The organism is Kitasatospora sp. NBC_01539 (genome assembly GCF_045040525.1).
In the GTDB taxonomy this organism is placed as follows: Bacteria; Actinomycetota; Actinomycetes; order Streptomycetales; family Streptomycetaceae; genus Kitasatospora.
Genome location: NZ_CP109390.1, coordinates 6,059,757 through 6,080,762, shown reverse-complemented (window position 1 = coordinate 6,080,762; position 21,006 = coordinate 6,059,757). Strand labels below are relative to the sequence as shown.

The 21,006-nt window shown below is 72.2% G+C and carries 16 protein-coding genes and 1 pseudogene; 5 read left to right on the top strand and 12 right to left on the bottom strand.

The genetic code is table 11. The annotated features are described in order from the left end of the window. Nucleotides 1-25: 25 nt before the first annotated feature. The 3 genes from OG335_RS26350 to OG335_RS26340 form a co-directional block, all read right to left on the bottom strand. The gene (locus OG335_RS26350; RefSeq protein ID WP_405013593.1) at nucleotides 26-700 is read right to left on the bottom strand and encodes an NAD(P)H-binding protein; all 675 of its coding nucleotides are present in this window, start codon (nucleotides 698-700) and stop codon (nucleotides 26-28) included. 85 nt (nucleotides 701-785) lie between these two features. Beyond that, nucleotides 786-1,148, bottom strand: a complete 363-nt coding sequence (locus OG335_RS26345; RefSeq protein WP_405013592.1) for a nuclear transport factor 2 family protein — start codon at nucleotides 1,146-1,148, stop codon at nucleotides 786-788. 151 nt (nucleotides 1,149-1,299) lie between these two features. Next, nucleotides 1,300-2,772 carry an MFS transporter gene (locus tag OG335_RS26340; protein ID WP_405013591.1) on the bottom strand — a complete coding sequence of 491 codons (1,473 nt, stop codon included), beginning with the start codon at nucleotides 2,770-2,772 and terminating at the stop codon, nucleotides 1,300-1,302. 228 nt (nucleotides 2,773-3,000) lie between these two features. Here OG335_RS26340 and OG335_RS26335 point away from each other — a divergent pair, with 228 nt between their 5' ends. The 5 genes from OG335_RS26335 (at nucleotide 3,001) to OG335_RS26315 (ending at nucleotide 6,680) form a co-directional block, all read left to right on the top strand. After that, the gene (locus OG335_RS26335) at nucleotides 3,001-3,441 is read left to right on the top strand and encodes a VOC family protein (protein ID WP_405013590.1); all 441 of its coding nucleotides are present in this window, start codon (nucleotides 3,001-3,003) and stop codon (nucleotides 3,439-3,441) included. Nucleotides 3,442-3,478: 37 nt separating this feature from the next. Continuing rightward, nucleotides 3,479-4,162, top strand: a complete 684-nt coding sequence (locus OG335_RS26330; protein WP_405013589.1) for an SDR family NAD(P)-dependent oxidoreductase — start codon at nucleotides 3,479-3,481, stop codon at nucleotides 4,160-4,162. Next, nucleotides 4,156-4,863, top strand: a complete 708-nt coding sequence (locus tag OG335_RS26325; RefSeq protein WP_405013588.1) for a TMEM175 family protein — start codon at nucleotides 4,156-4,158, stop codon at nucleotides 4,861-4,863. Before OG335_RS26330 ends, OG335_RS26325 begins: the two co-directional genes overlap by 7 nt. Nucleotides 4,864-5,027: 164 nt before the next feature. Continuing rightward, nucleotides 5,028-5,981, top strand: coding sequence for an NADP-dependent oxidoreductase (locus OG335_RS26320; protein ID WP_405013587.1), 954 nt, complete (start codon nucleotides 5,028-5,030; stop codon nucleotides 5,979-5,981). 63 nt (nucleotides 5,982-6,044) lie between these two features. Beyond that, entirely contained in the window at nucleotides 6,045-6,680 is a 636-nt protein-coding gene (locus OG335_RS26315; RefSeq protein WP_405013586.1) for a nuclear transport factor 2 family protein, read from the top strand. A gap of 208 nt (nucleotides 6,681-6,888) precedes the next feature. Here the strand turns inward: OG335_RS26315 and OG335_RS26310 are convergent, their stop codons facing one another. The 9 genes and pseudogenes from OG335_RS26310 to glgX form a co-directional block, all read right to left on the bottom strand. Then, nucleotides 6,889-8,532 (bottom strand): alpha-amylase family glycosyl hydrolase, encoded by a 1,644-nt coding sequence (locus OG335_RS26310; RefSeq protein WP_405013585.1) that lies wholly within the window; start codon nucleotides 8,530-8,532, stop codon nucleotides 6,889-6,891. Between the two features lie 123 nt (nucleotides 8,533-8,655). Beyond that, on the bottom strand, nucleotides 8,656-9,531 hold the full coding sequence (gnd, locus tag OG335_RS26305; protein ID WP_405013584.1) for a phosphogluconate dehydrogenase (NAD(+)-dependent, decarboxylating): 876 nt from the start codon (nucleotides 9,529-9,531) through the stop codon (nucleotides 8,656-8,658). After that, nucleotides 9,417-10,566, bottom strand: a pseudogene (gene opcA, locus OG335_RS26300) (glucose-6-phosphate dehydrogenase assembly protein OpcA). Before opcA ends, gnd begins: the two are co-directional and overlap by 115 nt. Continuing rightward, a complete protein-coding gene (gene zwf / locus OG335_RS26295; RefSeq protein WP_405013583.1) occupies nucleotides 10,563-12,098 on the bottom strand; it encodes a glucose-6-phosphate dehydrogenase in 1,536 nt (511 codons plus the stop codon). Before zwf ends, opcA begins: the two are co-directional and overlap by 4 nt. After that, nucleotides 12,088-13,260: a transaldolase gene (gene tal / locus OG335_RS26290; protein WP_405013582.1), complete on the bottom strand. Its 1,173-nt coding sequence runs from the start codon at nucleotides 13,258-13,260 to the stop codon at nucleotides 12,088-12,090. Before tal ends, zwf begins: the two co-directional genes overlap by 11 nt. A gap of 35 nt (nucleotides 13,261-13,295) precedes the next feature. Further along, nucleotides 13,296-15,404, bottom strand: coding sequence for a transketolase (tkt, locus tag OG335_RS26285; RefSeq protein WP_405013581.1), 2,109 nt, complete (start codon nucleotides 15,402-15,404; stop codon nucleotides 13,296-13,298). Beyond that, nucleotides 15,401-16,477 carry a hypothetical protein gene (locus OG335_RS26280; RefSeq protein ID WP_405013580.1) on the bottom strand — a complete coding sequence of 359 codons (1,077 nt, stop codon included), beginning with the start codon at nucleotides 16,475-16,477 and terminating at the stop codon, nucleotides 15,401-15,403. The genes tkt and OG335_RS26280 overlap by 4 nt, the downstream gene beginning before the upstream one ends. Before the next feature lie 110 nt (nucleotides 16,478-16,587). After that, nucleotides 16,588-18,747, bottom strand: a complete 2,160-nt coding sequence (locus OG335_RS26275; RefSeq protein WP_405013579.1) for an AGE family epimerase/isomerase — start codon at nucleotides 18,745-18,747, stop codon at nucleotides 16,588-16,590. After that, complete coding sequence (gene glgX, locus OG335_RS26270) at nucleotides 18,744-20,894, bottom strand: glycogen debranching protein GlgX (RefSeq protein ID WP_405013578.1); 2,151 nt, start codon at nucleotides 20,892-20,894, stop codon at nucleotides 18,744-18,746. The genes OG335_RS26275 and glgX overlap by 4 nt, the downstream gene beginning before the upstream one ends. Nucleotides 20,895-21,006: the final 112 nt, after the last annotated feature.

Genomic DNA, 21,006 nt, shown 5'->3' with positions numbered 1-21,006 from the left:
CGGGTCGGTGAAGGTCCGGGCCTGGTCAGCGCGCGGTCGACAGGTCCGGTGCGAGGCCCTGGAAGAGCTCGGCCCAGCCGGTCCGCGCGGCGCCGGGCGCGTTGTACATCTCGAAGGTCACGGCCAGGGCGGACGGGCTGTACAGGGCCTGCACGCAGGCGTCCGCGACGTCCTGACGGCTGATCTGGCCGTCGCCGAGGTCGCCCTGCTCCAGCCGGACGGCCCCGCCGCGCGGGCCGCCGGTGAGCCAGCTGGGCCGGACGACCGTGTAGGGCAGGCCGGAGGCGCGGATCGCGTCCTCGCCGGCCAGACGCCAGTCGAGCATGCGGCCCTGGGCGTTGATGGGGTGGCCCTTGCGGGTCACGTAGATCTGGCTGACCAGCACGATGTGGGGCTTCTCCCCGCCGGCGGTGGCGGCGTCCAGGACGTTGCGCACGCCCTGGTACATCGTCGCCTCGGGGCTGTCCGGACCGCGGTCGGCGGTGCCCGGCTCGACGCTGATCACCACGGCGGAGCACCCGGCGAGGGGCGCGGCCAGCGAGGCGCGGTCCCGGATGTCCGCCCGGAAGGACTCCGCGGCGCCGGCGGCGCGGGCCCGACGGCTCACGACCCGTACCCGCTCGCCCTGTTCGAGCAGACCCGCCACCACCAGGCGGCCGACCCGGCCGGCTCCGCCGACCACCGCTACCGGATTCTCCACAGCCTTCTCCTCCGAGGTGTCGCCGGGCCCCGGGCTCCGGCGGTGCTGTTGCGACGACAGGCGCGGCCGTGCCGCGCCGGGGATTTCAGACGAACCGGCCCGTGACGGCGGCGATCTCTCCGCCACGGACGAGGTAGGTGTAGGTGATGTCCTCGACGAGCCCCTGCGGGGTGCGGAAGTCGTAGCGGACGGTCAGGGCGGCCCCGCCGTCGGCCGGACGGACGGGCCCGGCCTCGATCTCGCGGTACCGGCCCGCGGGCCGGACGACCCAGCGGACGAAGAACGCGCGGAGCACCTCGTCGCGCCCCGTGTGGACGGCCCCCGCCATGTCGATCCGCACCTGCGGCGCGAGGGCCGCGCGCAGGGCGGGCACGTCGCCCCGGTTGGCCGCGGCGATGAATCCGCGGACCGCCCGGAGGGCCTCCGGGGCCTCCGTCGGCTCTGCCATGTCCCCTCCGGACTCCCCCGAGGCGGGACCGCTTGCCTCGGACACAACTCAACCATCGGTGTCATTTTTTGTCAATTACTTAGTCAAGTACGCCCTCCGGGGGCCGCCCGCCACGGCGTGGGGACCGGGGCGGGCGGGCACCGGAAGGGGGTCACTGCCGGGCGGCGACCGGGTCGGCCGCGGGCACCGCCGGCGCGGCCGGGGAAGCCGCGGCGGCCCCCTTCGGCTGCCGGAGGCCCTGGAAGCCGATCAGCAGGCCGGTCAGCGACATCAGGCCGGCGACCAGGAAGGCCCAGCGGTAGCCCGAGACGCCGTCGCCGCTGCCACCGGTGGCGGTCAGCACTGCGGCCAGCACGGCCACGCCGACGCCCGCACCGACCTGGTAGGAGGCGGTGATGAGACCCGCGGCGACACCCTGGCGCTCGTCGGCCACGCCGCTGACACCGGCGATGTTGACGGTCGGGTAGACGAGACCGTTGCCGATGCCGTGCAGGATGATGCCCGGGAGCATCACGGCGGCGTAGCCGCTGTTCGTCCCGACGCCCAGGTAGAGCAGCACGCCCACGCCCTGGATCAGCATGCCGACCGTGACGACCGCCCGGACGCCCCAGCGGCCGACCAGCGGACCGGCCGCGAACTTCGCGACGGCGACGATGACCACGCCGAGCGGCAGGAAGGCGAAGGCCGTCTTCAGGGCGCCCCAGTGCAGGGCCTCCTGGAGGTAGAGCGTGGCGACGAACTGCCAGCCGATGGTGGAGCCCGCCCAGACCACGCTGATCAGGTTGGCGCTGCTCAGCGACCGCGAGTGGAAGATCGACAGCGGCACCAGCGGCGAGCGGTGGCGCGACTCCACGGCGACGAAGGCCGCCAGCAGCACCACGGCACCGACCAGGACGGCGATGGTGCCGGGCGAGCCCCAGCCCCAGGCCGGACCCTGGACGAGCCCGTACACGAGGGCCATGACGCCCAGCGTCACGGTCAGCGCGCCCGCGAAGTCGAAGCCCTGGCGCGGGCCGGCGGCCCGCGGCGCGTCCGCCTTGATCAGCGGGCTGGCGGCCAGGACGGCGATCGCGATGACACCCGGCGCGAAGAACACCAGGCGCCAGTCGATCTCGGTCAGGACGCCGGAGAGCACCAGGCCGAAGCTGTAGCCGCCGGCCCCGGTCATGGCGAACACGCCGAGCGCGCGGTTGCGCTCGGCGCCCTCGCGGAAGGTGGTGGTGATCAGCGACATCGCCGCCGGGGCGGTGAAGCCGGCCGCGACGCCCTTCAGCACGCGGGTGGCCACCAGCAGGCCGCCGTCGGTGAGCACGCCGCCGAGGAGGCTGGCGGCGATGAACAGCACGGTCGCGGCGATGAAGGTGCGGCGGCGGCCCCACACGTCGGCGACCCGGCCGCCGAGCAGCAGGAACCCGCCGTAGCCCACGGTGTAGCCCGACACGAGCCACTGGAGCGAGCCGTCGGAGAGGCCGAGGCCGGTCTTGATGCTGGGCAGCGAGACGCCCAGCAGCGAGATGTCGAGTGCGTCGAGGAACACGGCGCCGCACAGGATCAGCAGCGACAGCTGCTTCCTGCGGGCCGTCAGTTCCCCCGCACCGGTCGGTGCACGGTCGATGGTCGTCATGGCGAGTCTGACTCCTCTGGTCTCTGGTGCGGAACGGGCGACATGCCGTCCGGAAGCGCTGCACTCAACGGCACGGATGTCGGCAGAGGGTGCAGTCACCAGAAAACTGCCTGGGTCAATTATTGTCAATCGCACAGTCAATCGCCTAGGCTCATCGGCACTGTCGGCGGCACTGCGAGCAACTGTCGCGTGCTGCCGTGACGCACTCACCCGCATCACGGAGGACGTATGGCCACCGTCGTGGCGAAGCAGGTCGCCGACCACCTCGCAGGGCTCTCCACCTGCCTGGTCGTCGCCGACATCGACCGGGCGATCGCCTGGTACGGCGACACCCTCGGGCTCGAACTCGTGAACCGCCTCGACATGCCGGAGCGCGGCGAACGCGTCGCGTTCCTCGGCCACGGCGCGCTCCGGCTCGAACTCGCCGAGCGCGCCGGCTCCGCCGCCCTGCGGCGCGCCGACCCGCCCGAGCACGGCTTCGTGCAGGGCCCCAGCCACCTGGCCTGGTACGTCGACGACCTGGACGCCGTCCTGGCGGCGCTCGAACCACTCGGCGTGCCCGTCACGATCGGCCCGGTCGACGTCGCCCCGCTCGGCATCCGGGTCGCCTTCGTCCGCGACCCGGAGGGCCACCTCATCGAGTTCGTCCAGGCCGGCAGCCACCCCTGACCGGCCGCCACCCCCTCTCACGATCGGAGGAACACCGGTGCCGCACACCGCTCTCGTCACCGGCGGAAACCGGGGCATCGGGCTGGCGATCTGCCGCCGGCTCGGCCGCTCCGGCCTCGACGTCGTCCTCGGCGCCCGCGACACCGAACGCGGCCGCCGGGCGGCCGCCTCCCTCGGCCCCGCGGCCGTCCGGGTGGAGCAGCTCGACGTCGCCGACCCGGACAGCGTCGAAGCCTGCGCGAAGCGGCTCGCCGCCGAAGGCGTCCAGGTCGACGTCCTCGTCAACAACGCCGGGATCTACCCGACCACACCGTTCTTCGACCTGTCCGAGGAGACCATGGCGGACTCCCTCCAGGTCAACCTGCTCGGCGCGTACCGCACCTCCCGCGCCTTCGTGCCCGGCATGGTGGACCGCGGCTACGGACGGGTCGTCAACATCTCCTCCACCGGCGGCCGGATGTCCGGCGGCGGCCCCGGCCCCGCCGCGTACGGCATCGCCAAGGCCGCCCTCAACGCCCTGACCCTGGTGGTCGCGCACTCCGTGCCGTTCCACGTCAAGGTCAACGCCGTGTGCCCCGGCTGGGTCCGCACCGACATGGGCGGCAGCGGCGCACCGCTCACACCCGACCAGGGCGCCGACACCGCCGTCTGGCTCGCCACCCTGCCCGACGACGGCCCCACCGCCGGGTTCTTCCAGGACCGGAGGCCGATCACGTGGTGACCGCGACCGAGGAGACCCGCGCACCCGAGGCGGAGGCGGACGACGCCATCGGGATGCCGGAGATGTCCACCGCCCGCCTGGAGGCCTTCAGCGACGGCGTGTTCGCGATCGCCATCACGCTGCTGATCCTGGAGATCCACGCCCCCTCCGAACAGGCCATGCACGCCGGCCTCGGCTCGGCCCTGCTCCACCTGTGGCCGTCCTACCTGGCCTACTCGATCACCTTCCTGCTGATCGGGATGATCTGGCTCAACCACCACCTGATGTTCCACTACATCATCAGGACCAACCGCACCCTGATGATCCTCAACCTCATGCTGCTGCTGTCCGTGTCGTTCCTGCCGTTCCCCACCGCGGTCCTCGCCGACGCGGTCAACGCGGGAGCCGGCGAGAAGACCGCGGCAGCCTTCTACGGCATCGTGCTGATCCTCGGCGGCGTCTTCTTCAACGCCATCTGGATCTACGCCTCGAAGGACCACCGGCACCTGGGCGCGCACATCTCGCCCGGCCAGGCCCGGCGCATCCGCGCCCGCTTCGGCGTGGGGCCGTTCCTCTACCTGACCGCGGTCCTGCTCTCCTCGGTCAGCGCCAAGATCAGCATCGGCTTCTACGTCGTCCTGCTGCTGTCGTACTTCATCGACGTCAGCCCCAAGTCCGGCCGCACGGAAGCCTCCGAGCCCGCCGGGGCCGAAGCGGGCTGACGGGGCCGAGGCCACCGCGCCACGCACCGCCCGCCGTTCCGCGCCGCCCACCGCCACGCCCCCGCACCCGCACCGCACGCACCGCACCGGATCCCCGGCCGTACGGCCGCGCGCGCACGCCGCGGCCACCACGAACAAGGCCACCACGAACAAGGAGTACCGACATGTCCGAAACCATGCGCGCGATCCGCCAGCACAGCTTCGGAGGCCCGGAGGTGCTGCAGATCGAGGAGGTGCCCCGCCCGGAGCCGCTCTGGACGGAGGTCCTCGTCCGGGTGCACGCGGCGGGCGTCAACCCCGTCGACTGCAAGACCCGGTCCGGCGGCGGCATCTCCCCCACCCAGGGCCCGCTGCCCATCACCATCGGCTGGGACGTCTCCGGCGTGGTCGAGGCCATCGGTTCGGGCGTCACCCGGTTCACCCCCGGTGACGAGGTCTACGGCATGGTCAACTTCCCGCGCATCGGCGCCGGGTACGCGGAGTACATCACCGTCGACTCCCGCCAGCTCACGTTCAAGCCGGACCGCCTCACCCACGAGGAGGCCGCCGGCGTGCCGCTGGTCGCCCTCACCGCCTGGCAGAGCCTGGTGAGCGTCGGCCGCACCGGCCCCGGCACCCGCGTGCTCGTGCACGGCGCCGCCGGCGGCCTCGGCCACCTCGCCGTGCAGATCGCCCGCGCCCGCGGCGCCTGGGTCTGCGGCACCGTCGGCCCGCACCAGGTCGACCTGGTGAAGGGCCTCGGCATCGACGAGGCCTACGACTACACCGCGGTCCGCTTCGAGGACCTCGCCCACGACATCGACGTGGTCGTCGACACCGTCGCCGGCGACAACGGCCTGCGGTCGCTGAAGACCATGCGCGCGGGCGGCGTCCTCGTGTCGCTGCCCGTGCCGCCGGACGACGAGACCGTCGCCGAGGCCGCCCGCCTCGGGCTGCGCGCCGTCTCCCTGACGGTCGAGACCGACCGCTCCGACCTGGAGCACATCACCGCCCTGATCGAGGCCGGTGCGCTGCGTCCCATCATCGGCACCGTGCTGCCGCTGGAGCGCGCCGACAAGGCCCACGAGCTGATCGAGACCGGCCAGGCCCAGGGCAAGGTCGTCCTCAAGGTCCGCTGACCCGCACCGGACCCTGCTCCCCGCTCCCCCTCGGAGCACCGCTCCCACCAGGAATGAGGATCCATGCCCATCATCCGGGTCAGTCTCATCGAAGGCTTCGCCAGCATGGCGGAGAAGGCCCAGATCACCACCGAGATGACCGACGCGCTCGTCACGGTCATGGGCGAGGTGGCCAGGCCGTTCGTCTACGTCACCGTCGACGACATGAAGCCGGGGGCCACCTCCGTCGGCGGCAACCTGCTGACGGAGGAGATGATGCGCGGCGGCATCGTCAGCTCCGAGCAGGAGCTGGCCGTGAAGCTCACCCCCAGGCGGGTCCGCGCCGCCTACGAGGCGCTCGACGGGGGCGACCGCGCCGAGATCGCCCAGTACTGGGCCGAGGACCTCACCTGGTCCGTCCCCGGCGACAACCCGCTGACCGGCCAGTACAAGGGCCTCGACGCGTTCCTGGAGTACGTGAGGACCCGCAGCGAGCTGTCGGGCGGCACGTTCCGCTCCGAGGCCGAGCAGATCATGATCGACGGGCACCTCTCCGTCTACCTCTGCCGCAACTCCGCCCTGCGGGCCGGCGATGACTGCTCCTGCGCGCTCGTGGTCGACGCCATCCAGCTCCTGCACTGGGAGGACGGCAAGGTCGTCTCCGGCCAGGAGGCGTTCTTCGGCGACGGCGCCACCGGCAGCAACACCTTCTGGCGCTGACGCTCCGCCTGCTCCCCCACCCGCGCGGGTGCGGCCTCCGTCCGGGCCGCACCCGCGTCGCCGTACGCGGCCCCCGCACCGCCGTACGGCGTCCGCGCCGCCGCCCCGGCCCCGCACCCCGGCGCCGTCCGGGCCGGCGGCCGCACCACGTGAGGGGCCGGGAACCCCGTCGGGTTCCCGGCCCCTCACGCGCGGCCGCGCAGAGCGGTCAGAGCGACAGCCACACCGCCGTGTCACCCGGCAGCAGGGGCCCGTCGAGCGGACCGGACGCCAGCAGCACCGCCGCGTGCTCCGGCAGCGGCACGGGATCCGCACCGGTGTTGACCACGACCGCGGTCCGGCGGCCCCGGCGGAAGGCCAGCACCTCCTCGGCGGCCGGCAGCCACACCAGGTCGCCCTCCCCCAGGTCGTCGCACCCGCGACGGACGGCCAGCGCGGTGCGGTACAGCGTCAGCACGGAGGCCGGATCGGCGAGTTGCGCCGCGGCGCTGCGGTCCTTCCACGCCGCGGGCTGGGGCAGCCACGGCTCCCCGGCGGCGCCGTCCGGCGAGAAGCCGAACGGCGCGGTGTGCCCCGACCACGGCAGCGGCACCCGGCAGCCGTCACGGACCGGGCCGCACCCGCCGGACCAGAACCGGTTCGGGTCCTGGAGCACGTCCGCCGGCAGGTCCTCGACCTCCTCCAGGCCGAGTTCCTCTCCCTGGTAGACGTACGCGCCGCCCGGCAGGCCCAGGGTCAGCAGCGCGGCGGCCCGGGCCCGGCGGGTGCCGAGCTCCGGGTCGGAGGGCGTGCCGTACAGCCGCTTCGCGTCGTCGAGCGAGGTCTCCGCGCGGCCGTACCGGGTGACGTGGCGGATCACGTCGTGGTTGGAGAGCACCCAGGTGGGCGGGGCGTCGACCGGGGCGAGCACCCGCAGGGTCTGCTCGACGACCTCCCGCAGCCGGGGCGCCTCCCACGGGCAGTCCAGCAGGCCGAAGTTGAAGGCGGTGTGCAGGAGCCCGGGCGCCAGGTAGCGGGCCAGCCGGTCCGGCGAGGAGACCCAGGCCTCCGCGACGAACGTCCGCTCCCCCGGGTACGAGTCGGCGATGCGGCGCCACTCCCGGTAGATCTCCAGGGTGGCGTCGCGGTCGAAGTACGGGTGGTGCTCGTCGGCGGCCGCGCCGAGCAGGCCGGTCGCGCCGACCTCGATGTCCGGGTAGGCCGGGTCCTTGGTGAGGCCGTGCGCCACGTCGATCCGGAAGCCGTCCACGCCGCGGTCCAGCCAGAACCGCAGCACCGACGCGAACTCCTCCCGCACCTCGGACACGTCCCAGTTGAGGTCGGGCTGGGCGGCGGCGAAGAGGTGCAGGTACCACTCGCCGTCCGCGACCCTCGTCCAGGCCGGCCCGCCGAAGACGCTCGGCCAGTTGTTCGGGGGCAGTTCGCCGGCCGCGCCGCGGCCCGGCCGGAAGTGGTACCGGCCGCGGGCCGCCGACCCCGGACCCGCGGCGAGCGCCTCGCGGAACCACGGGTGCTGGTCGGAGGTGTGGTTGGGCACCAGGTCGACGAGCACCCGCAGACCGTGCGCGTGCGCCTCGGCGAGGAAGGCGTCGGCCTCGTCGAGCGTGCCGAAGACCGGGTCGATCGCCCGGTAGTCGGCCACGTCGTAGCCCGCGTCGACCTGCGGCGACACGTACCACGGGGTGATCCACAGGGCGTCCACGCCCAGGTCGGCCAGATGGCCGAGGCGGGCGCGCAGCCCGGCGAGGTCGCCCGTCCCGTCGCCGCTGCCGTCGGCGAAACTGCGGATGTAGACCTGGTAGATGACGGCGTCGCGCCACCATGCGGGCGGCTGCGGGGTGTTGCTGTCCATGCGTGCTCCGCTTCCGTTTCGGGGAGGACGCCGGGCTGCCGCTCCTCCGGGCAGCCCGGCGGTGGGCGATCGGGGTGGCGATCGGGTGGTGCCGTACGGGGGGCTGCGCCCGCCTTCTGTGGGTTACTTCGACTCGACCGCGTGGCCGCCGAACTGGTTGCGCAGTGCGGCGATCATCTTCATCTGGGGGGAGTCGTCCTGGCGGGAGGCGAAGCGGGCGAAGAGGGAGGCGGTGATGGCGGGGAGGGGGACGGCGTGGTCGATGGCGGCTTCGACGGTCCAGCGGCCTTCGCCGGAGTCGGCGGCCCAGCCCTTGAGCTTTGCGAGGTGTTCGTCGTCGTCGAGGGCGCGGACGGCGAGGTCGAGGAGCCAGGAGCGGATGACGGTGCCTTCCTGCCAGGAGCGGAAGACCTCGCGGACGTCGGTGACCTCGGGGGCGGCTTCGAGGAGTTCCCAGCCTTCGGCGAAGGCCTGCATCATGGCGTACTCGATGCCGTTGTGGACCATCTTGGCGAAGTGGCCGGCGCCGACCTTGCCGGCGTGGACGGCGCCGGAGTCGCCTTCGGGCTTGAGGGCGTCGAAGACGGGCTGGACGGTGGCGACGTGGGCGGCGTCGCCGCCGTACATGAGGGCGTAGCCGTTCTCCAGGCCCCAGACGCCGCCGGAGACGCCGCAGTCGACGAAGCCGATGCCCTGGGCGGCGAGGGTTTCGGCGTGCTTGACGTCGTCGGTCCAGCGGGAGTTGCCGCCGTCGACGACGACGTCGCCGGGGGCGAGGAGGTCGGCGAGTTCGTCGACGGTGTCCTGGGTCGGGCCTCCGGCGGGGACCATCACCCAGACGACGCGGGGGCTCTGGAGCTTGCCGACGAGCTCCTGGAGGCTGTTCACGTCCGCGAGGTCGGGGTTGCGGTCGTAGCCGATGACGGTGTGGCCGGCGCGGCGGATGCGCTCGCGCATGTTGCCGCCCATCTTGCCGAGACCGATGAGGCCGAGCTCCATGGTGTGGCTCCTTTGCGGTCGGTGGGTGCGGCACGGGTCGTGGCCCCCGCCGCGGGTGCGGCGGGGGCCGCCGGCTGCCGACGGGCCGGCACCGGCTCAGACGGACTGCCGGTCGAGGGTCGTGCGGAGGGTCGCGCCGTAGGCGTCGTCCGGGTCGAGGCGGCGGAGCTCCTCGGCGAGCAGGTCGGCGGTCTCCCGGCGCCTGAGGGCGGCCGTACGGTCGGGCGCGCCGGGCATCGACAGGGTCGCGGTACGGCCGTCGGGCCGGGCGAGGACGATGTCGCCGTCCTCGGTGCCGAGGCGGACGGCGGTGATGCCGGGGCCGGCGGTGACGACGCGTTCCACGGGGACGTCGAGGCGGTGGTGCAGCCACAGGCCGAGCAGTTCGACGCTCGGGCTGTCGGGTTCGCCCTCGACGCTGGCGCGGGTGACCTTGGCGGGGCGCTGGTCCAGGGCGGCGGCCAGCATGGAGCGCCAGCCGGTGATCCTGGTCCAGGCGAGGTCGGTGTCGCCGGGGGTGTAGGTCGCGGCCCGCCGGGCGAGCTGGCCGACCGGGGACTCCGCGGTCACCGCGTCGGTGATGCGGCGCTGCGCGAGCGCGCCCAGCGGGTCGTCCGCGACGTCCTGCGGGGCGGCCTCGGGCCACCAGACGACCACCGGGGCGTCCGGCAGCAGGAACGGCAGCACCGCCGACTCGACGTGCCGCACCAGCGCACCGTGGACGCGGAGCACGATCGTCTCGCCCGAACCGTCCTCCTGCCCGACGCGGATCTCGGCGTCCAGCCGCGCCCGCAGTTCGGCCTCCGCCGCGGCCGGCCGGGCCCGCTCGGTGCGCCGGATCACCACGAGGGTGCGGGAGGGGTGTTCGCGGGAGGCGTCGTTGGCGGCCTTGAGGGCGTCGTAGGCGCTGCCCTCGTCGGTGACGATGACGAGGGTGAGGACCATCCCGGCGGCGCCCGCGCCGGCGGCGCGGCGGGCCTCCATGAGGGCGCCGTTGATCTTGCTGGACGTGGTGTCCGTGAGGTCGATCTTCATGGCCGGCGCCAGCTCCTGCCGTCTCGTGCGAGCATCTCGTCGGCCTCCGCGGGGCCCCAGGTGCCCGAGGGGTACTGCGCGGGCTTGCCGTGGGTGTCCCAGTACTTCTCGACCGGGTCGAGGATCTGCCAGGACAGCTCGACCTCCTGGTGGCGCGGGAAGAGGTTCGCGTCGCCGAGGAGCACGTCGAGGATGAGGCGCTCGTAGGCCTCGGGGCTGGACTCGGTGAAGGACTCGCCGTAGGCGAAGTCCATCGTGACGTCCCGGACCTCCAGGGCGGTGCCGGGCACCTTGGAGCCGAAGCGGACGGTGACGCCCTCGTCCGGCTGGACCCGGATGACCAGGGCGTTCTGGCCGAGTTCCTCGGTGGCGTAGGAGTCGAAGGGCAGGTAGGGGGCGCGCTGGAAGACCACGGCGATCTCGGTGACGCGCCGGCCCAGGCGCTTGCCGGTGCGCAGGTAGAACGGCACTCCGGCCCAGCGGCGGTTGTTGATCTCCAGCTTGATCGCGGCGTAGGTGTCGGTCGTGGAGGAGGGGTTGATGCCGTCCTCGTCGAGGTAGCCGACGACCTCCTCGCCGCCCTGCCAGCCGCCCGCGTACTGGCCGCGCACGGTGTGCGCGCCGAGGTCGGCGGGGAGGCGGACGGCGGAGAGGACCTTGAGCTTCTCGGCGACCAGGGCCTTGGGGTGGAAGGAGGCCGGTTCCTCGATGGCGGTCAGGGCCATCAGCTGCAGGAGGTGGTTCTGGATGACGTCGCGGGCCGAGCCGATGCCGTCGTAGTAGCCGGCGCGGCCGCCGATGCCGATGTCCTCGGCCATGGTGATCTGCACGTGGTCGACGTAGGAGCGGTTCCAGATCGGTTCGAACATCTGGTTGGCGAACCGCAGGGCCAGGATGTTCTGGACGGTCTCCTTGCCCAGGTAGTGGTCGATCCGGAAGACCTCGTCGCGGGGGAAGACCTCGTGGACGATCCGGTTCAGCTCCTGCGCGCTCTCCAGGTCGTGGCCGAACGGCTTCTCGATCACCGCGCGCCGCCACGATCCCTTGGGAGGGTCGGTGAGGCCGTGCTTCTTGAGCTGCTGGACGACGGTGGGGAAGAACTTGGGCGGTACCGACAGGTAGAAGGCGAAGTTGCCGCCGGTGCCCTGGGCCCGGTCGAGTTCCTCGATGGTCTTGCGGAGGGTGTCGAAGGCCTCGTCGTCGCCGAAGTCGCCCTGGACGAAGCGCATGCCCTTGGCGAGCTGCTGCCAGACCTCCTCGCGGAAGGGGGTGCGGGCGTGTTCCTCGACCGCTTTCCGCACCACCTGCGCGAAGTCCTCGTCCTCCCATTCGCGGCGGGCGAAGCCGACGAGCGAGAAGCCCGGCGGCAGGAGGCCGCGGTTGGCGAGGTCGTAGATGGCGGGCATCAGTTTCTTGCGCGAGAGGTCACCGGTCACGCCGAAGATCACCAGGCCGGACGGCCCGGCGATCCTCGGCAGCCGGCGGTCGGCCGGATCGCGCAGCGGGTTCACGGGGTCCGCGTCAGCCGGCATCGGACGCTCCCGACGGGGCGGAGGAGAGAGCCGCCGAGACGGTCTCCAGGAGTTCCTTCCAGGAGATCTCGAACTTCTCGACGCCCTCGTCCTCCAGGACCTGGACGACGTCGTCGTAGTCGACGCCGGCGGCGGCGACGGCGTCCATGACGGCCTGCGCGTCGGCGTAGTTGACGGTGACGGTGTCGCCGGTGACGGTGCCGTGGTCGTCGGTGGCGTCGAGGGTGGCCTCGGGCATGGTGTTGACGGTGCCGGGGGCGACGAGCTCGGTCACGTACAGGGTGTCGGGGAGGTTCGGGTCCTTGACGCCGGTCGACGCCCAGAGCGGGCGCTGGGCGTTGGCGCCGGCGGACTCCAGCGCCTTCCAGCGCTCCGAGCCACCGCGACTCCCGTCGGCGGAGCCACTGTGCTTCCCGTCGGCGGAGCCGAACACCTCCTCGTACGCCTGGTAGGCGAGGCGGGCGTTGGCGATCGCGGCCTTCGACCGCAGGTGCCCGGCGCCGGCCTTCTCCAGGCGCTTGTCGATCTCGGTGTCCACGCGGGAGACGAAGAAGGAGGCGACGGACTCGATCCGGGAGAGGTCGTGGCCGGCGGCCTTCGCCTTCTCCAGGCCGGTGAGGTAGGCGTCGATGACGGCGCGGTAGCGGTCCAGGGAGAAGATCAGCGTGACGTTGACGCTGATGCCCCTGGCGACGACCTCGGTGATGGCGGGCAGGCCGGCCCTGGTGGCGGGGATCTTGATGAGGACGTTGGGGCGGTCGACGAGCCACCACAGCTGCTTGGCCTCGGCGATCGTGGCGGCGGTCTCGTGGGCGAGGCGGGGGTCGACCTCGATCGAGACGCGGCCGTCGCGGCCGTTGGAGGCGTCGTAGACGGAGCGCAGGACGTCGGCGGCGTCGCGGACGTCGGAGGTGGTGATCATGCGGACGGCCTCGTCCACGGTGACCTTGCGGACGGCGAGGTCGTCGAGCTGGCCGTCGTAGGCGGTGCTGCCGCCGCCGATGGCCTTCTGGAAGATGGTCGGGTTGGTGGTGACACCGACGACGTGCTTCTCCTGGACGAGTTCGGCCAGGTTGCCGCTGTCGAGCCGGTCGCGGCTGAGGTCGTCCAGCCAGATCGCCACGCCTTCGTCGCTGAGGCGCTTGAGTTGATCGGTCGTCATCGAGCCTTCCGCCTTCGGTGGTCGGGGTGTTGGGGTCAGTGGGCGTCGCCGGTGCCGGGCTGCTGCCCGGCGAGCGCGTCGCGGGCCGCCGCCGTCACGTGCTGGGCGGTGAAGCCGAACCGGGTGAAGAGCTCTCCGGCTTCGGCACAGGCGCCGAAGTGGTCGAGGCTGATGATCCGGCCGGCGTCGCCGACCAGTTCGCGCCAGCCCTGGGCGATGCCGGCCTCGACGGAGACCCGGGCCCGGACGTTCGGCGGCAGCACGCTGTCGCGGTACGCCTGGTCCTGCTCGTTGAACCACTCGATCGAGGGCATCGACACCACGCGGGTCGGGATGCCGTCGGCCTCCAGGGCCGTACGCGCCTGGACGGCGAGCTGCACCTCGGAACCGGTACCGATCAGGATCACCTTCGGCGAGGAACCCGACGCCTCGGCGAGCACGTAGCCGCCCCTGGCCGCGCCCTCCGCGGAGTGGAACTCCTCCCGGTCCCACGTCGGCACGCCCTGACGGGTCAGCGCCAGACCCACCGGCCCGGGGTGACTGGTGTGCCGCTCCACGATCGTCCGCCACACCACCGCGGTCTCGTTCGCGTCACCCGGACGCACCACCGACAGACCCGGGATCGCCCGCAGCGCCGCCAGGTGCTCCACCGGCTGGTGCGTGGGGCCGTCCTCGCCCAGACCGATCGAGTCGTGCGTCCACACGTAGGTGACGGGCAGCTTCATCAGGGCGGCCAGACGCACCGCGGGGCGCATGTAGTCGGAGAACACCAGGAAGGTGCCGCCGTAGATGCGGGTGCCGCCGTGCAGGGCGATACCGTTCATGATCGAACCCATGGCGTGCTCGCGGATCCCGAAGTGGATCGTCCGCCCGTACGGCGACGCCGACTTCAGCGGATTGCCCTCGGGAAGGAACGAGGACTCCTCGTCGATCGTGGTGAGGTTCGACTCCGCGAGGTCGGCGGAGCCGCCCCACAGCTCGGGGATGAGCCCACCGATCGCCTTCAGCGTGTCACCCGAGGCCTTGCGGGTCGCCACGTCCTTGCCCGCCGGGAAGACCGGCAGAGCCTTCTCCCAGCCGTCGGGGAGCTCCCCGATCCGGATCCGGTCGAACTCCGCCGCGCGCTCCGGGTTCGCCGCACGCCAGGCGTGGAAGCCCTGCTCCCACACACCGCGGGCGGCCTTGCCGCGCTGCACGACCTCACGGGCGTGCTCGACGACCTGCTCGGACACCTCGAAGGACTTCTCCGGCGAGAAACCCAGGACCTTCTTCGTCGCCGCGATCTCCGCGTCGCCCAGCGCCGAGCCGTGCGCCTTCGCGGTGTCCTGCGCGTTCGGCGCCGGCCAGGCGATGATGGTCCGCATCGCGATGATCGACGGACGCGCGGTCTCGGCCTTCGCCGCGGCGAGCGCGGTGGCCAGCGCGTGCACGTCCACGTCGCCGTCCGCCTTGGGCGTGATCCGCTGCACGTGCCAGCCGTACGCCTCGTACCGGGCCAGGACGTCCTCGGAGAACGCCGTCTCCGTGTCACCCTCGATCGAGATGTGGTTGTCGTCGTACAGCGCGACGAGGTTGCCCAGCTTCTGGTGCCCGGCCAGCGAGGACGCCTCCGCGGAGACACCCTCCTCCAGGTCGCCGTCCGAGACGATCGCCCAGATCGTGTGGTCGAACGGCGAGGTGCCCGCCGCCGCCTCCGGATCGAACAGGCCGCGCTCGTAGCGGGCGGCCATCGCCATGCCCACCGCGTTCGCGATGCCCTGACCCAGCGGACCCGTCGTCGTCTCGACACCCGCGGTGTGCCCGTGCTCCGGATGCCCCGGCGTACGGCTGCCCGCGACCCGGAACGCCTTCAGGTCGTCCAGCGACAGACCGTAACCCGACAGGTAGAGCTGCGTGTACAGCGTCAGAGAGGTGTGTCCGGGGGACAGCACGAAGCGGTCGCGTCCCACCCAGGCGGGGTCCGTCGGGTCATGACGCAGGAAACGCTGGAAGATCACGTACGCAGCGGGGGCCAGCGACATCGCCGTGCCGGGATGACCGTTGCCCACCTTCTGCACAGCGTCCATCGCCAGGACCCGGGCCGTGTCGACGGTCCGCTGGTCCAGGTCGGTCCATTCGAAAGCGTTCGTCGGCGTGCTGTTCATCGTGCGGCGCTCTCCTCTGCGGACCGGGTCGGGCCCGGCCGTCCGGTGGTGGGGGCCCGCCGCTCCGGTGCGGGTGCGGTCCTCAGCCTCTGCAGGAGGCGGCCGGCCCGTGCGGCGGTGACCCGCGTGACGTGGTGGTGCCACCAGCCGTGGGCCGGTCCGGCGTGGTGGCCGGGGCGGTAGTCCTCGTGGAGCCGTTCGCAGCCGTGGCCGGTGCGGTGGCGGAGTGCGGCGAGGGTGACCATGTCCGGCAGGCGGCCGGCCGGCAGGTTGGTGACCCAGTAGGAGCGGGGCCCCGGGCTGCCGAGGGGCCACTCCAGGAGCAGGTGCCGCAGGCCGGAGGCCCAGGAGCCGCGCCGGTGTCCGCGGTGGCCCGGCCGGGCCGCGCAGAGCGGGGCCACGAGGAACCGGGTGTGTCCGGGGCGGGCGTCGGGGCCGTCCTGCCAGGGCAGGACGGCCCGTTCGGTGTGGCCGCCGAGGCTGACCGAGACGTCCGCCGCCGGGCGGTGGTGGGTGCCGGGGTGGTGTGCGGCCCCGCGGCCGTGGCACCCGGCGGGGCGGTCGGGCCGGGGCCCGACGGGCAGCGGGGTGGTGGCGTCCGCCCGGAGGAGGTAGCCGAGGCCGCGTTCCTCCAGGCCGCCGAGGAGCGGTTCGATCCGCTGCCCGCTCCGCCCGTCGCCGAGGACGGGCGCGACCGGCAGTCCCCATCCGTCGAGCACCTCGTCGACGGATTCGAGCGCGTAGCGCCAGGCCGGGCGGTGGTGCGTGCGGTCCGCCGGGTGGGCCGGGCCGTGCGGTCCCGGGCCCGGGTCCCCGCCGGGCAGGAGGAGCCGCCAGTTCACGGGGAGGGTGTCCTGCGGGTGCACCAGGGCGGTGGCGAGGGCGAGCCGGCGGCTGCCGGGCCGTCCGGCGCCGCCGCCGGGGAGGGGCACCTCGTCGAGGGACCAGGCCGTGGGCGGCGCCACCGTGCACAGTTCGGCGGCGAGCAGCCGACGGGCGTCGTCGGCTGGGTCGCCGGCGTCCCGCCCGGGCCGCCGCCTGCCGGCGGGCGGTTCGCCGGGGTGGGGAAGCATGGGCGCGCTCGTTCCTTCGGGGGCCGGGACGGACCGGGTGCGGCCCGTCCCGGCCGGGGTGCGGCCCTCCCGCGGGCGGGGGCTTCGCGGGAGGGCCGCCGGTCGGTCGGTCAGTGGCCGCCGCAGGACTCCTCGGAGGCGAGGACGAAGGCGTCCGTCGCCACGAGGGCCTGGGCGATCTCGGGCTTGGCGCAGCCGACGATGACGAACTCGACGTCCAGGCCGATCTTGGTGCGCTGGAAGAGCAGTTCGTTGATGGCGGGCCGGGTGATCTGCGTGACGTTGCAGAGGTGGAACTCCACCCGGGTCGGCTCGGCCGACAGCACCTCGTTGAGGGAGCGGCGGAACTTGTCCAGTTCGTCGCGGTCGATCACGCCGTCGCAGTAGACGTGCGCGGTCTTGCCGTCGAAGTCGCTGGAGACCTTCAACCGCATGTCGCTGGGCTCGAGTTCGACACGGACGCGCAGCGGTCCGTCGCTCTCCGGCAGGCGCACGGTGAGCGCCTTCGCGTCGAACTCGGTGTACGGCCGGTCGTCGATCCAGACCTGGGCGATCTCGACGGTGCCGGCGGGCAGCAGGTCGGGGGCCACCCGCAGCAGGCCGTCGGGGAACGCGCCGGGCTGGGGCCGGAAGTGCAGGGTGATCGGCGAGGAGGTGAGCAGGAGGCCGGTGTAGGTGGCCGCCAGGTAGCAGAGCTCCAGCGCGTGGTAGCCGGCCATCGAGTGGCTGCCCTTGAGGCGTTCGGTGCCCAGCAGGTACGGGACGCCGTTGGCCAGCACGTTGAAGTAGACGCCGCCGTCGTCGTAGTCGAGGAAGAAGGCGTTGTAGAACGACGCGGCCTCGCGGGCCAGCCGCTTGTGCTCGGGGTCGTTGGAGACGCCGGCGAGGATGAGGTAGGCGAGGATCGACTGCTCCTGCTGCCACCAGGCCTTGCGGTCGTGCCAGACCAGGCGGTGGGCGCCGCTGGCCGGGTCGGGCTGCCGCTCGACCACGTCGTACCAGCCGCCGCGCTGCTGGTCGCTGCCGACGGGCGGCATGGTCTCGGCGATGCGCTCGGCGAGGGCCGCGTACTCCGGCTTGTCGCGGAGGGCTCGGATGCGGGTGAGGTTCCAGGCGATCTTGAGGTTGTGGCCGACCACGGCGCGGTCCTGCTGCCAGCCCCAGGTGCGGTCGGGGCTCCAGTCCTCGTGGAACCGCTCCTGGACGAACGGGCTGTTCGGCTCGTCCGGGAAGTAGCGGGTGATGGTGTCGGCGGTCTCCTCCAGCAGGGCGGCGAAGTCCTCCCGGCCGGTGGCGAGGTAGGCGTTGATGAGGTAAGCGGGGGCGTGGTCGCCGACCGAGTTCCAGTTCTTCCGGGAGCGGTTGCGCGCCAGCGCGTCGGCCCGGGGGTCCATGGTGATCGGGTCGAGGTGGGAGAAGAACCCGCCGCGCTCGTCGTCCTTGAAGTGGCGGTGGAACAGTTCGACCGTGCGGTCGATGTCGGAGAGGATCCGCGGGTCGCCGGTGATGCGGTAGGTCTGGGTGGGGCCGGCGAGGGCGTAGATCTGCTCGTACATCGGGATCGCGTCGAAGTCGTCGCCGAACTCCGAGGCGAAGACCTTGCGCTGGCCGATGCTGGTGATGTCGATGCCGTGGTACCAGTAGACGATGCCTTCGAGGTCGTCGGAGACCCGCATGTGCTCGCGCAGGTACTCGGTGCCGGCCTCGGCGGCCTGCAGGAAGCGCTCCTCGCCGGTGAGCATGAAGGCGGTGGCGAGGCCGTAGACCAGGCGGGAGATGGTGTCGGTCTCCTGCCGGATGTCCTGGCCGGCGAACTCCGGTGTGTGGGTGCCGCTGAGGGTCAGCTTGGTGCGGAAGTTGCGCCAGTCGTACACGCCGTCGGGGAAGTGCCCGCGGAGGTAGAAGTCGGCTATCTCCGCGGCCTGCTGGACCCACCAGCCGGGCTTCTCGAAGACGTACGCGCCGCGCCGCTCCTCGGGGAAGGTGATCTGCCGGGCCTCGATGCGCTCGCCGCCCTCCCACTGGTGGAAGAGGCCGTGCACGAAGACGTAGCGGCCCTCGGCGAGCATGTCGCGGGTGGCTCCGCTGGTGTCCCGGCGGTCGTCGCCGAGGTTGCGGACGATCTCCGAGCCGAGGAAGCCGTCCATGTGGATGGTGAACTCGCGCCCGTCCGACGTCCGCAGGCCGAAGCGGTCGTTGACCGGTTCGTAGGCGGTGATGTAGCCGGCGACGGTGTCGGAGTAGGTGCGTCGGGCGGTGGGTGCGCTCATCGAGAGATGCCTCCGTCGTGGGGCAGCGCCGTCAGGACGACGACGCTGCGGCCGTGGGCATGGAACGTGTGACCGTGGACGGGGTGCTCGGCGCCGGGGCGCAGGATGTCCTCGCCCTCGCCGAGCGCGGTGTTGAGGATCCGGTGCCAGCGGTGGCCCGCGATGTGCGGCAGGTCGAAGTCCAGGCCCAGGTGGTACATGTTGAGGATCACGTGCAGGTCGGGTGCGCCGTCGAAGCCGGCGAGCGTGAAGGAGAGGACGCGGGCGTCGGTGTCCTCCCAGCCGGGCTGCTCCAGCTTGGTACCGTGCCAGGTGACGTCCGGCAGGTTCCGTTCGTTGCGGCGGCCGGAGAAGAAGCGCGTGTCGCGCAGCGCGGGGTGGCGCTTGCGGAGAGCGATCATCTCGCGGAAGAAGGACCGGACCTCGGTCTCCTTGTCGGCCTGCTCCCAGTTGAGCCACGAGGTCTCGTTGGACTGGCAGTAGGCGTTGTTGTTGCCGTGCTGGGTGTTGCGGAACTCGTCGCCCGCCAGCATCATCGGCACACCGCGGCTGATCAGCAGGATGGCGGCGAGGTTCTTGATCTGACGGATCCTCAGCCGTTCGACGTCCTCGGCGTCGGTGGGGCCTTCGACGCCGCAGTTCCAGCTGAAGTTCTCGTGGGTGCCGTCGGCGCCCGCCTCGCCGTTGGCGTGGTTGTGCTTGTGGTTGTAGCTCACGAGGTCGTTCAGCGTGAACCCGTCGTGGCAGGTGATGAAGTTGATGCTGTTGGTGGGCAGTTCGCCGTCCTTGGCGAAGAGGTCCCGGGAGCCGCCGATCCGGGTGGCGACGGTGCCGACGAGGCCGGCGTCGCCGCGGACGAAGCGCCGCACGTCGTCGCGGTACGGGCCGTTCCACTGCGACCAGCGCTTCCCGGGGAACCGGCCGACCTGGTAGAGGCCGCCGCCGTCCCACGGCTCGGCGATGATCTTGGATTCGGAGAGCACCCCGGAGAGCTCGATCCCCCACAGCACCGGCGGGACGTCCATCTCGTAGCCCTCGGAGCCGCGGGAGAGTTCGGAGGCCAGGTCGAAGCGGAAGCCGTCGACGTGGTGCTCCGTCACCCAGTACTCCAGGCACTCGATGATGAACTTCGCCACCGCGGGGTGGTTGGCGTTGATCGCGTTGCCGCAGCCGGTGAAGTCCATGTAGTGCCGGCGGTCCTGCGGCCAGAGGTGGTAGTAGACCTCGTTGGCCTGGCCGCGGAAGCTGATCGTCGGGCCGTGCTCGTTGCCCTCGCTGGTGTGGTTGAAGACCACGTCGAGGATGACCTCGATGCCGGCCTTGTGCAGGGCCTTCACCATGTCGCGGAACTCGGTGATGTGCGTGCACTGGCACGCGTCCGAGCAGTACGCGGTGTGCGGGGCGAAGAAGCCGAACGGGTCGTAGCCCCAGTAGTTGTGCAGGGGCGCTCCGCTGGGGCCGGTCCGCAGCAACTGCCGCTCGTCGAAGTCGAAGACCGGGAGCAGCTCGACGGCGGTGACGCCGAGCTCCTTCAGGTAGGGGATCTTCTCGATGACGCCGGAGAAGGTTCCCGGGTGGGTCACGTCGGCGGTCGGCGAGGAGGTGAGGCCGCCCACGTGCACCTCGTAGATGACGGTCTCCGCCAGGGGGGTGCGCAGCGGCTCGTCGCCCTCCCAGTCGTAGGAGTTGAGGTCGACGACCATGCTGCGCATGGAGTAGGCGCAGTTGTCCTCCTGCCCGATGGCGCGGACCCTGTCCCAGAGCGTGTTGACGTTCGCCCGGGCGTAGGGGTCGAGCAGCACCTTGCGGGGGTTGAACCGGGTGCCGGACTCCTTGGTGTGGTGGGGGCCGTCGACGCGGTAGGCGTAGACCTGGCCGGGGCCCACCCCGGCGACGTGGCAGTGCCAGAAGTGGTAGCTGCGGTGGCTCTGCTTGTCGAGGCGGACGACGTGGCTGGGCGCCAGGTCGTCGCAGTGGTCGAACAGCAGCAGCTCGACCCGGGTGGCGTGTTCGGAGAAGAGGGAGAAGTTCACCCCGGTGGCGTCGGGGGTCGCGCCGAGCGGCTGGGACCGTCCGGGCGTGACCAGCGGGCCGGCGTCCGCGGCCCGGAGGTGCGGGCCCTTCTCCGCTGTGCGGGCTTCAGTCATGTCTGGATCATTTCTGTGCTCGTGCTGCGGCCAGGGGAGAGTGCGAGGGGGAGAGGGCGGGCCTCTCGGCGGCGGTCCGGTCGTTCCGGGTCGCCGCCGTGGGGTCCGGGGG

Bases quoted from the DNA above. Each gene is read 5' to 3' on its own strand.
- OG335_RS26340 (WP_405013591.1), bottom strand. From the start codon at position 2,772: ATGACGACCATCGACCGTGCACCGACCGGTGCGGGGGAACTGACGGCC.
- OG335_RS26275 (WP_405013579.1), bottom strand. From the start codon at position 18,747: ATGAGCGCACCCACCGCCCGACGCACCTACTCCGACACCGTCGCCGGC.
- glgX (WP_405013578.1), bottom strand. From the start codon at position 20,894: ATGACTGAAGCCCGCACAGCGGAGAAGGGCCCGCACCTCCGGGCCGCG.
- tal (WP_405013582.1), bottom strand. From the start codon at position 13,260: ATGACGACCGATCAACTCAAGCGCCTCAGCGACGAAGGCGTGGCGATC.
- OG335_RS26345 (WP_405013592.1), bottom strand. From the start codon at position 1,148: ATGGCAGAGCCGACGGAGGCCCCGGAGGCCCTCCGGGCGGTCCGCGGA.
- OG335_RS26280 (WP_405013580.1), bottom strand. From the start codon at position 16,477: ATGCTTCCCCACCCCGGCGAACCGCCCGCCGGCAGGCGGCGGCCCGGG.
- OG335_RS26315 (WP_405013586.1), top strand. From the start codon at position 6,045: ATGCCCATCATCCGGGTCAGTCTCATCGAAGGCTTCGCCAGCATGGCG.
- tkt (WP_405013581.1), bottom strand. From the start codon at position 15,404: ATGAACAGCACGCCGACGAACGCTTTCGAATGGACCGACCTGGACCAG.
- gnd (WP_405013584.1), bottom strand. From the start codon at position 9,531: ATGGAGCTCGGCCTCATCGGTCTCGGCAAGATGGGCGGCAACATGCGC.
- OG335_RS26320 (WP_405013587.1), top strand. From the start codon at position 5,028: ATGTCCGAAACCATGCGCGCGATCCGCCAGCACAGCTTCGGAGGCCCG.
- OG335_RS26335 (WP_405013590.1), top strand. From the start codon at position 3,001: ATGGCCACCGTCGTGGCGAAGCAGGTCGCCGACCACCTCGCAGGGCTC.
- zwf (WP_405013583.1), bottom strand. From the start codon at position 12,098: ATGCCGGCTGACGCGGACCCCGTGAACCCGCTGCGCGATCCGGCCGAC.
- OG335_RS26310 (WP_405013585.1), bottom strand. From the start codon at position 8,532: ATGGACAGCAACACCCCGCAGCCGCCCGCATGGTGGCGCGACGCCGTC.